At 65.5% G+C, this 9914-nt stretch carries 12 protein-coding genes; 6 read left to right on the top strand and 6 right to left on the bottom strand.

Annotation, left to right across the window (positions count from 1 at the left end):
- A partial coding sequence (locus tag DOO78_RS26265; RefSeq protein WP_128080175.1) for a CBASS cGAMP-activated phospholipase occupies positions 1-1254 on the top strand: 1254 nt, incomplete at its 5' end.
- 55 nt (positions 1255-1309) lie between these two features.
- Positions 1310-1801: a TIR domain-containing protein gene (locus tag DOO78_RS26260; RefSeq protein WP_111472837.1), complete on the top strand. Its 492-nt coding sequence runs from the start codon at positions 1310-1312 to the stop codon at positions 1799-1801.
- Between the two features lie 36 nt (positions 1802-1837).
- Here the strand turns inward: DOO78_RS26260 and DOO78_RS26255 are convergent, their stop codons facing one another.
- From DOO78_RS26255 to DOO78_RS26240, 4 genes are all read right to left on the bottom strand, one after another.
- Positions 1838-2818, bottom strand: coding sequence for a tyrosine-type recombinase/integrase (locus tag DOO78_RS26255; RefSeq protein ID WP_243634803.1), 981 nt, complete (start codon positions 2816-2818; stop codon positions 1838-1840).
- Positions 2808-3218 carry a putative toxin-antitoxin system toxin component, PIN family gene (locus DOO78_RS26250; protein WP_111472836.1) on the bottom strand — a complete coding sequence of 137 codons (411 nt, stop codon included), beginning with the start codon at positions 3216-3218 and terminating at the stop codon, positions 2808-2810. The genes DOO78_RS26255 and DOO78_RS26250 overlap by 11 nt, the downstream gene beginning before the upstream one ends.
- Entirely contained in the window at positions 3215-3466 is a 252-nt protein-coding gene (locus tag DOO78_RS26245) for a hypothetical protein (protein ID WP_111472835.1), read from the bottom strand. The genes DOO78_RS26250 and DOO78_RS26245 overlap by 4 nt, the downstream gene beginning before the upstream one ends.
- A gap of 898 nt (positions 3467-4364) precedes the next feature.
- A complete protein-coding gene (locus tag DOO78_RS26240) occupies positions 4365-5738 on the bottom strand; it encodes a multicopper oxidase family protein (protein WP_207803078.1) in 1374 nt (457 codons plus the stop codon).
- Between the two features lie 299 nt (positions 5739-6037).
- On the opposite strand from DOO78_RS26240, the gene DOO78_RS26235 reads away from it, so the two are divergent.
- The 3 genes from DOO78_RS26235 to chrA are packed head-to-tail and all read left to right on the top strand — an operon-like array spanning position 6038 to position 8179.
- Positions 6038-6364 carry a PadR family transcriptional regulator gene (locus DOO78_RS26235; protein ID WP_111472833.1) on the top strand — a complete coding sequence of 109 codons (327 nt, stop codon included), beginning with the start codon at positions 6038-6040 and terminating at the stop codon, positions 6362-6364.
- 10 nt (positions 6365-6374) lie between these two features.
- On the top strand, positions 6375-6893 hold the full coding sequence (locus tag DOO78_RS26230; RefSeq protein ID WP_111472832.1) for a DoxX family protein: 519 nt from the start codon (positions 6375-6377) through the stop codon (positions 6891-6893).
- Between the two features lie 17 nt (positions 6894-6910).
- On the top strand, positions 6911-8179 hold the full coding sequence (gene chrA / locus DOO78_RS26225) for a chromate efflux transporter (RefSeq protein WP_456310046.1): 1269 nt from the start codon (positions 6911-6913) through the stop codon (positions 8177-8179).
- A 111-nt stretch (positions 8180-8290) separates the two neighbouring features.
- Here the strand turns inward: chrA and DOO78_RS26220 are convergent, their stop codons facing one another.
- Entirely contained in the window at positions 8291-8518 is a 228-nt protein-coding gene (locus DOO78_RS26220) for a hypothetical protein (protein WP_207803077.1), read from the bottom strand.
- 244 nt (positions 8519-8762) lie between these two features.
- Here DOO78_RS26220 and DOO78_RS26215 point away from each other — a divergent pair, with 244 nt between their 5' ends.
- The gene (locus DOO78_RS26215) at positions 8763-9587 is read left to right on the top strand and encodes a hypothetical protein (RefSeq protein ID WP_128080174.1); all 825 of its coding nucleotides are present in this window, start codon (positions 8763-8765) and stop codon (positions 9585-9587) included.
- Between the two features lie 204 nt (positions 9588-9791).
- Here DOO78_RS26215 and DOO78_RS26210 read toward each other — a convergent pair whose 3' ends face one another.
- Positions 9792-9905, bottom strand: a complete 114-nt coding sequence (locus tag DOO78_RS26210; protein ID WP_408887594.1) for a transposase domain-containing protein — start codon at positions 9903-9905, stop codon at positions 9792-9794.
- Positions 9906-9914 lie beyond the last annotated feature (9 nt).

Below are 9914 nucleotides of genomic sequence, written 5' to 3'. Positions count from 1 at the left end.
TGCTCTGCCGTCCACGCCATTGCCTGCCCCCGCGAATCGCCCGCACGACCAGAGAATCACATCCGATTCAGCCGATTCAATTCCTTTCCGGATGGGCTCTCAGGTGGCTTGGGTGGTGCCGCGCAGGACTATGTGCGGGACCACCCACAGATCATACAGTCGCTGAAAAACGGCCTCGACGATCGCACTAATGCATCAATTGCGATACAGGAAGATGTTGCCAGCCTTGTTGGAGATGTCTGCCAGCAATTTGGTCGGCTGCCTTTGGTCCGTGGACGCGTCACGGAAGGCCTCTCTTTTCGTATTCTGGCACTTGACGGTGGAGGCATCAAAGGCGCTTTCACGGCAGCTGCACTTGCGACGCTTAGCAAGCAACTGAATGAGCCGATTGCTGAGAGGTTCGATCTCATCGCTGGAACTTCGACTGGCGGCATCCTAGCAATAGGACTGGGCCTTGGATTGTCTCCTTTGGAGATCATGAAGTTTTACCGCGATAGAGGCCCGATTATCTTCCCAGTGATGCGTAGACACCAGCGTCTGGGCCGATGGGCGAGGCATTGGGTCAAGCCGAAGCACTCGCAGCAGGTGCTTTTTAATGAGATCAAGAAGGCGTACTTCACTGGAGGCTTGCAAAAGACGCTCGGTGATTCAACCTCCCGACTTGTCGTCCCGGCATTCGACACTATCAGCGGCGTTTGCCATACATTCCGAACACCGCATCATCCTCTCTTAACAGGTGACCGCAATACGAGCGCCGCGGAAGTTGCTCTCGCAACAGCCGCGGCGCCCACGTATTTCTCCGCGGCAAATGTAAATAACGCAATTTCTGACGTGCCCTACTTCGATGGTGGAGTGTGGGCGAATTGCCCAGCACTTGCAGCGATTGTGGAGGCAGTCTGCTACCTTCAGGTTCCTCTGAATCGCATTGACGTCCTCAGTATTGGAACCACGGACGAGCCCTTCTCTGTGAAGGGCAAACTTGGTGCTGGCATAATACGTTGGAACCGGTCTCTAATTTCGCTGCTGATGAACGCACAGGTGGACTCTGCTGTGCGGCATGCTCAGCAACTCGTCGGTGAGGCACGATTTCTTCGGATCAACACGGTCACCAACGAGGGAATGTACGCACTCGATAACCCGCGGGAAATCGAAAGCCTATTCGCGCTCGGTAACAAGGCTGCATCCGATCCGTCAGTTCTATACCAAGTCAAATCGCGCTTCCTGAACGGGATTGAAGCGATGGACTGGAAGTAGCATAATTGCTTAGCTTGTTTGGAAATTAGCTAAGCGCCTGGTTGGGAAAGCTAAGATGGCACGCAAGGGATTCTACAGCTTCTACTACAAGGAAGATAACTGGCGCGTAGCGACTGTGAAGGGTATCGGCGCAATCGAAAGCCAGAAGATCGTTTCTGGCAATGAATTTGAGGAGGTGAAAAAGGGCGGAGATGCCGCTATCCAGAAATGGATCGATGACCAGCTCCACGGCCGCAGCTGTGTGATTGTGCTGGTTGGCGCCAACACGGCCGGACGTCGCTGGGTAAATTACGAGATCAAGAAGGGATGGGATGACGGGAAGGGCGTCCTTGGTGTTCGTATTCACAACCTACTCGACAGGCATCAGCGCCAGTCTACTCGCGGAACGGATCCATTTGCTGGCTTCACCGTTGGCTCCAAGCCCCTCTCCACGTGGGTGAAGACTTACGATCCACCGTTTACCGATAGCCAAAAGGTCTATGCACACATCGCGGCAAACTTGGAGGATTGGGTAGAGACGGCGATCAAACTTCGCAACTCGGTTTAACCGCTAACGCCCGGAGGCGTCGATCAGGCGAGGCGGTTAAAGGGTAATCCGTTCCACTTCGTCGAGCGAAATCTGCTCGCCGCGCCGGTCGTAAAGTTTTGTCGTGCGTGCGCTGGCATGCCCTGCCATCGCCTGCGCGTGCTCCAGCAAACCGCCGTTCTCGAGGTACGCCGTAATGCCCCGCGCCCGCCAGGAGTGGCAGCCAATCTGTGTCGCTACGCCAGCCACCTCGGCCCGCCGCCTTATCATCCGGTAGACGTCAGGTTGTGACATCGCCGTCGCCGTCAGTCGACTTGTGCGACCCTTTGCGGTGCGGAACAGCGGCCCATGCGTGTCGGCCTCGATCCCTGCCGTCTCGATATAGGCGTCGAGCCATTCCCCGAGTGTGTGGTGGCAGGGCATCTCGTGGTGCCGGCCACCCTTCTCACGCAGCCGCACCCACCAGCGTTTGCCCACGGGATAATAGTCGCCAACTCGTATAGCGGTCGCCGCACCGACCCGGGCAAAGGTGTAGAGCAGCACCCCAATGAGCGCGCGGTCGCGCAGCCCAACCACGGTGTCGGTCGGGATGGAAGAGAGCAGCGCTTTCGCCTCCTCACGCGTTGGCATTCGCGTTTTGCCCCTAGCAGCGCTGTGCTTCGGCCCGCGTACTGGCGCGGCGGGGTTGTGCGGCACCACATGACCGACGACGAGCCAGTCGTACAACATCCGCACTGCGGCGAGCCGCTGCTTCACGCTGGGCGCCGACAGCCTACGGCCGAGGCCCTCTACCCAGGCCGCTACGTGCACCGGCCCCACCGCAGCCAGCACCAGGTCGTGCCGCCCGCACCAGCCGAAGAAGTCGGACGCCGCGCGTGCGTAGGCCGCGCGGGTATTCGGGTTGCGGATCTGCGCCATGAAGAACTCGACGTAGCGCCGCGCCGCAGCCTCGCCGGCGTCCGCCACGGCGGCGGGCACGGCGAGCGCGCCGGGGAGGGTGGGAGAGACGCGGTCTGGGAGGATCAGGTCATGTGCCACCGCCAGCCTCCGCGAGGTACTCCGCCGGCCGCAGGATGCGCACGCCGCGCCAGGGGTGCAGCACGAGTAGGTCGGCGTCACCGCTGACGATCGCCCAGGCGCCGGCGGCGAGGGCGAGCTCGAGGTACTTGTCGTCCTTCTTGTCGCGGCAGTCCGTCACTCGCTCCGACGGGGTGAACCACACCGCTTCGCCACGCAGCACGTCGAGGATGCGCGCCCGCCGCGCCGCGGAGATCGCCGCAGCAAAGCGCGGCCGCTCCAGCACTCCAGTGATCTCTGCGTCCACCTCAACCGAGAGCGCGAAGACGTCGGCCGCCTCGGCGCGCAGCAGCGCCTGCTCGGGCACGCCGTTCTCGCGCAGCGCGGCGCTCACCACGGCCGACGCGTCGAAGACGATCAAGCCCTGGGGCCGTCGCGGCGCTCTGCGTTGTAGGCTTCGAGCTCGGTGGTGATGTCGGCGTCGGTCAGGCCGGCGGCGCGTGCCTCGGCCTTCGCCTCGGCGATCGCCTGCGCCAGTTCGCTCGGGCCGGGGCGCGGGTTGAGCACCCGGCTGACCAAACGCCCCATCGCGGCGCGGGTGCGGGGGTCGCCGAGTGCGACGGCGACACCGGGCTCGACCTCAATGGTCACGGGGACGGTGTCGGGCATGGGGCGCCTCCTTGTTGGAGCCTATCCGGGTCGGCAGCACCGGAGCAAGCGTTCATGTATTGTAAAGGACATTATCATTCACGACACGATGCCGCAACATCGCCTCTACCCTGGCTCCTTAAAAAGGGCCGGCCCCTGGCGGGGGCGGGGGAGAGTTAGAGTTGGCTGTCGTCGGTGATCTTGAGGCGCGTGCGCTCAAAGGGGCCCAGCTTCGTATGCGTGAGTTGGACAACGCGGCGGTTCCGCCGGCTGCCTGCATCTCGACGCCATGGATTTGGGACCATCCAGCTCAGCGCCCCGAGAACAACCTGAAGCCAGCCCACCAGCTGGTCCATCATGTCGAAGGGGTCGATGACCTTTCGGCATAGAAAAAGCCGCGCGGATCGCTCCGAGCGGCTCTCTAAGCAGCGGACGCGAATCGCCCGACATCAAAAGTATGCATATTTCGTCGGAGTAGAGCAAGCTCGGCCTTACGGCTCTGGTGTCCGCTTCGCGCCCATGTCGGTCATCTGCTGGGTGCGCCCGGCTTCCTGAGAGCAGACAGTGCGGCCTCAACGTTGGCTGACTGAGTTGGGCGGGGAGCGGACTCTCCTGCGGGGCCGCTGTTCTGTGCGGGAAGGTAGACCCAGATTGCGACCTCCGCCGCCTGACGGCGATCAACGCCGCCGGTCCGGCGCTGGGCCGAAGCGGCGCAAATGGCGAGGTCCGCCAGGCCCAAACGTTGTTCGACCCGCGCGATGCGCCCTACGGCGTTATCCACGCCGTCGTCGCCGGACTCCTGCTGGTGTCCCATTTTTCGAAACTCCGCCATCTCCTTCAGGCGAGCTGCAGGAGCGGGCGCCGAGCGGGAGTGGAAGGTTGAGGGTGCTGGTTCCGTACCCTGCAGCCCGACGTCTGCTCAGACATAGGTGATCAGCCCCGCGAAGCCCTCGTCCATATGGTCCTGGTGATGGCAGTGGAAGAAGGTCGGGCCGGGGTCGTCGGCCACGAAGTCGATCTCCGCCGTCGAGAACCGCGGCATGCTGATGGTGTCCTTCATCAGCCCCGAGCTCGGCTTGTCGCCGACCTTGGTCACCTCGAATGTGTGCCGGTGCAGGTGGACGGGGTGCTCGTCGCCGCTGTGGTTGTCCATGACCAAGCGGTAGCGCCTGCCCTGCCGCACCGTGAACAGCGGATTGGTATCGGGCCAGGACTTGCCATTGATGGTCCAGCGGTTGTAGCCGCCGCGCCCGCCGGGGATCTTCTCGAACTTCAGGTGGATGGTCTCGTCCGGCGCCGCGGCCGGGCTGCTCCGGCCGAAGGCGGTGTAGTCCCATGACGAGTCCGGCGGTGCACTCCATTGCGGTTCGCCGCCGCGGTTCGCGTATTCGATGACGACGCCCATGCCCATGTTGCGGTCGTCGTCCTTGGCCGAGCCGAGGACCCAGACGCCGGGGTTGTTCATCTCGACGATGACGTCGGCCCGCTCGGCCACGTCCAGCCGCAGCACGTCCACTGTCCGTGGCGTCGGCACCGGGTTGCCGTCCAGCGCGATGACGGTGAAGCGGTGGCCGGGCAGGGCGAGGGAGATGCCCATGCTCGCACTGGCGTTCAGCAATCGGAACAGCACCCTTTCACCCTGGCGCACGCGGATGGGCTCGCCGTGCCCGAGCATCCGGTCGCCGAGCGTCGCCGCGTGGTACATCGCCTCCAGTCCGTTGTCCGGTGGCGGCCCCCGCCTGATGTCCTGCATGCTGACCCACTTGCCTTCCCAGTGGTGGGCGGCGAGCAGCACCTCGCGCTCGTAGCGGCCGGGGTCGCCCGCGGCAGGCTCGACGACCAGGAAGCCGAACTCCCCGGAGTAGGTGCTCTTGCTCAGGTCGGTCATCGCCATGGCGTGGCTGTGGTACCAGCGCGTGCCCGTGGGCCGGGGCGTGAAGCTGTAGAGCAGCGATTGCCCGGGTGGGATGATGGGCGAGCCTTCCTCCGCCGCGCCGTCCTGCTCCGGGGGCAGATACAAGCCATGCCAATGGACGAGGTTCGGGTAGCCGGAGTCGTTCACGACATTGATGGCGACCGGCTTCCCCTCCCGCAGCCGCAGCACGGGCCCGGGCACCGTTCCGTTGTAGCCGGTGGTCCTGACAACCCTGCCGGGCCCGATCTCGAGGGAGACCGGGGCGATCCGGAGGGTATGGTCTGCCTGCTGCGGCGGCGTCTGCGCCAGCACCGGGCCGCCCGCCGTGTCGGCGAGAGCGGTGGCAGCCGCTCCGAGCAGGAGCCGCCGGCGCCTCACCGGAGCGATCAGGCCAGTGCGGAAACAAGTCTGTCGCTCCTGTTTCATCCGTGGCCTCTCAGCGTGCTGGTGGGCGGCTGGCGATCGCTGGCGTCCATCGGCAAGTCGCCGCGAATGGTGTCGGGGATCGCCATCGGCCTCGCTGTGCTCCCTCGGTCGGGGCATGAAGCGGCCGCAGCCCGCATCTGCGACCGGGACTGATGCAGCAACTCATGGCCACATTATCGGTTCCCGATATCGAATGCCGATGTTATCCTACATCCGGTGCCCCGGAGGCTTGCAGATGCTAGGACTTGGGCATGGAACACCAGGAGCTGCTCGTTGGCTTCGTTCGCCTGCATGTCCTGCACCATGCGGTCGAAGGCGAGCTCTACGGGCAGTGGATGATCGAGGAGCTGGCGCGGCACGGCTATCGCCTGAGTCCAGGCACGCTCTACCCCTTGCTCGACGGCCTGGAGAAGCGCGGCTACCTGGTATCCCGGCGCGAACGGGTCGGACGTTCCCTCCGCCGGCTCTACACGGCAACGCCCCTTGGGCGCGAGGCGCTCGCGGTGGCACGGGCTCGCCTGCACGAACTGTTCCACGAACTGCTGGAAGAGCCGCGAGACGTGCAGCAGCCGGCCTGAGCGGCCGGCCATGACCTGGCGTCGGGTGCTGCGCACCGAGGCGACCGGCTGGACCCTGCTGGTGCGACTTCTCGTCGGCGCGGTCGTGTTCCTGCCCGAGGGCCTGCAGAAGTTCCTGTTCCCCGAGATCCTCGGCGCCGGCCGCTTCGCCCGAATCGGCATCCCCTGGCCCGACCTCATGGGGCCGCTGGTCGGGGGCGTCGAGACCATCTGCGGCGCGCTCATCATCCTCGGGCTCTTCACCCGGCTGGCCGCGATCCCGCTGATCGTCGTCATGGTCGTGGCGCTCGTCTCGACCAAGTTGCCGATCCTGCTCGGCCATGATGTCGGGCTGTTCAAGCTGCCGGCCGACATGAAGCGGCTCGGCTTCTGGAGCGCGCAGCACGAGGCGCGCGCCGACCTCACCATGCTGCTCGGCTGCATCTACCTGCTGATCGTCGGCGGCGGGCGCTGGTCGGTCGATGCGCGTCTGTCGGAAGTGGCGGACACCGCACCGCACGCGAGCCGCCACGAGGCGCGCCGCATCTAAGCGAGACAGGGGGTACAGTGCCTGACCAGACCAAGACCATCGCATCGCCGCCCGACACGGGAGGAGACGACGCCGTTCCTGCGGGCGCTTTTGTTCCCGGCGCCGGTTCGCCGGGCGAGGTGTTCCGCGCCTTCCTCAAGCTCGGCCTGACATCCTTTGGCGGGCCAGTCGCCCACCTCGGCTACTTCCGCGATGAACTGGTGCAGCGACGGCGGTGGATCGACGAGGCGGGCTACGCCGATCTCGTGGCGCTGTGCCAGTTCCTGCCTGGTCCCGCCTCGAGCCAGGTGGGTTTTTCGCTCGGCGTCCTGCGCGGTGGCGGCCTGCTGGGTGGGCTCGCAGCCTGGAGCGCCTTCACGCTGCCCTCGGCGCTGCTCCTCCTCGCTTTCGCCCTGGGTGCCGCGGTCTTTTCCGGACCGGTCGGCACCGGCCTGCTGCACGGCCTGAAGCTGGTTGCCGTGGCCGTCGTGGCGCAGGCGGTCTGGGGCATGGCCCGCAGCCTCACCCCTGACCGGGAGCGCGCGTCGATTGCCTTGGGAGCGGTGCTCCTCGTGGTCGCCGTCGGCGGCTCGGTCGGCCAGGTCGGCGCCATCCTGCTCGGCGGCATTGCCGGGCTCGTGCTCTGCCGTGGGGCACCGACCGCCGCGGTCGGGCACCTCGCATTTCCCGTATCGCGGCGCGCTGGTGCGGCAGCGCTCGTCCTGTTCGCTGCCTTTCTGCTGCTGCCGCCGTTGCTCAAGGGGGCGACGGGTGCGCAGGCCGTCGCGCTCTTCGACGCCTTCTATCGCTCGGGTGCGCTCGTGTTCGGCGGCGGCCATGTCGTGCTGCCGTTGCTGAGGGCCGAGGTGGTTGATCCCGGCTGGGTCGACCCCGGTGCCTTCCTCGCCGGCTACGGTGCCGCGCAGGCCGTGCCCGGACCGCTCTTCACCTTCGCGGCCTACCTCGGCGCGGTGATGGGACCCGCGCCGAACGGCGTGGCGGGGTCGGTAATCGCGCTGCTTGCGATCTTCCTCCCTGGCACCCTGCTTGTCTACGGCGCGCTGCCCTACTGGGATGCGTTCCGCACTCGGCCGCTGGCCCAGGCGGCGATGCGGGGCACCAACGCGGCCGTGGTCGGGATCCTCGGCGCCGCACTCTACGACCCGGTCTGGACGAGCGCTGTCCTCAGCCCGCGCGACTTCGCCCTCGCCTTGACCGGCTTCGTGCTGCTGACGGTGTGGAAGGCCCCGCCCTGGGCGGTGGTGCTGCTGATTGCCGCGTGCAGCGTGCTTCTGGGCGTGGCGTAAAGCGACCAGTTGGGGCTCAGGGTGGCGTCACCTGGGACGAATCACGCCGGCCCGAAGCTACGCCGCTTCGGGTCGCGGGCGGCCAATGCCGCCCGCCGGTACCTCTGCCGGTCAGATGTCAATCTGCTCGGAGATGGCGAGGGCGTCATCCACCTCGACGCCGAGGTAGCGGACGTTGAACAGGGCCAGATCGCGCAGCCGCTCGACGATCTGCAGGCGGATGCGGATGGCCCGGACCTCTCGCAGCTTCAGCGGTGGCTTCTGCCCGAGCAGCCGGCCGCGGTTCCAGGGCGGCCGGCGCCGTTCGGCTTGGTCTGGAGCTTCTGCAGTATCGCCCATGACGGATCTCCTGGTCGCGCCCGACCGCGCCCATCGCGATCGGGACGCCAGAGGATCATCCGTTCCGTGGTCAGACTGGCAGGATGGCCTTGGGCGATCTTGGGCGGAAAGCAGACGGTCACCATCAACGCAGGCCGCATCCAACAAGCGTTGGGCCGACCACCCTTCCCCTCGCCAGCCTGCCTCAAGCAAACTGGCCTCCGGTAAACCCGGGGCGGTTCAATCAGGACAACAGGACGACCGCATGACAACGTTGCCGAACCAGCCAGCCGATGACAGCTATCGAGATCGAGTCGTGGGTTTCGTCGACATCCTCGGCTTCGCTGACCTCGTTCGGCGCGCTGACCGCGACAGAACCCTGCGCGGCGAGATCGCGGAGGCGCTCGGTCGGGTCCGGGGGGTATCGCCCCCCGGAGGCGGAGAGACGGACCTCCGGACCCAGAACTTCTCGGACAGCCTCATCCTCTCCGCGGCCAACACGCCCGACGGGCTCTGGCACCTGCTACTCTCGATAGACGCACTCGCCTGGAACCTCCTGCAACTCGGCATTCTCATCCGCGGTGGTGTGACGATCGGCGGGATGAAGCACGACGATCAGCTCGTCTTCGGATTGGGCGTCAACGAAGCCTATCGGCTGGAGTCGACGGTCGCAAAGACGCCACGGGTCGTGCTCGGGGCCAAGGCCTTCGACGCCGCCGAGCGTTATGCCGCCCAGGACGAAGTCTGGGCGGTCTACAGGAACTCCCGCCTCCTGCGGGACCGAGACGGCGTCTGGTTTCTGAACTACCTGACCGAGCTCGGTTGCTTCAATCGGCAGGACCCTCGCAACCTCGACATGCTGCGCCATCCCATGTGCGCAGTCGGCCGCTCAATCCAGCAGATCATCCAGTCGAAGTTGGACCGCACGCTCGACCAGCCGGACGTGTACGCCAAGATCGAGTGGCTCGCCCGCTATTGGAACGCCGAGGTCGCCACACATTCAGACCCCAGCGCAACGCCTGTGATCGGGCCCGTAAGTCTGGCCGGCGCCGAGCCGCGAGCGATGCCGCTGCCATTCAGGAGTTTCTGAACAGCGCTCAGCCGTGCAGGCCGAATTCCGCGATCAGCGCCAGGCGGGCAGCCAGCAAGCGTTCGAGATGGCTCTTAGGCCACATCTCGATCCTTGGTGTCACGCCTGAGGCGTTGTGGGTCTCGACTTATGGCACCGCATCTGCGGTGAAGCGGCCTCTAGTGTAAGCGGGGAATTCAGGCCCATCTCGACTGCGGTTGACGCTCAGCCTTTTTCGGTGGTGACCCAGCACCACGGCATGAGTTCGTCGATGCGGCTGTTGGGCCAGCCGTTGACGAGGCGGGTCAGCAAGTCGGCGAGATAGCGCTGCGGGTCGATACCGTTGAG

It is taken from the genome of Roseicella frigidaeris, assembly GCF_003258945.1.
Classification (GTDB): domain Bacteria; phylum Pseudomonadota; class Alphaproteobacteria; order Acetobacterales; family Acetobacteraceae; genus Paracraurococcus; species Paracraurococcus frigidaeris.
Note: the sequence above shows the minus strand (reverse complement) of the source record. Positions and strands in the feature narration are given on the sequence as shown.

Bases quoted from the DNA above. Each gene is read 5' to 3' on its own strand.
- DOO78_RS26260 (WP_111472837.1), top strand. From the start codon at position 1,310: ATGGCACGCAAGGGATTCTACAGCTTCTACTACAAGGAAGATAACTGG.
- DOO78_RS26245 (WP_111472835.1), bottom strand. From the start codon at position 3,466: ATGCCCGACACCGTCCCCGTGACCATTGAGGTCGAGCCCGGTGTCGCC.
- DOO78_RS26235 (WP_111472833.1), top strand. From the start codon at position 6,038: ATGGAACACCAGGAGCTGCTCGTTGGCTTCGTTCGCCTGCATGTCCTG.
- DOO78_RS26230 (WP_111472832.1), top strand. From the start codon at position 6,375: ATGACCTGGCGTCGGGTGCTGCGCACCGAGGCGACCGGCTGGACCCTG.
- DOO78_RS26220 (WP_207803077.1), bottom strand. From the start codon at position 8,518: ATGGGCGATACTGCAGAAGCTCCAGACCAAGCCGAACGGCGCCGGCCG.
- DOO78_RS26215 (WP_128080174.1), top strand. From the start codon at position 8,763: ATGACAACGTTGCCGAACCAGCCAGCCGATGACAGCTATCGAGATCGA.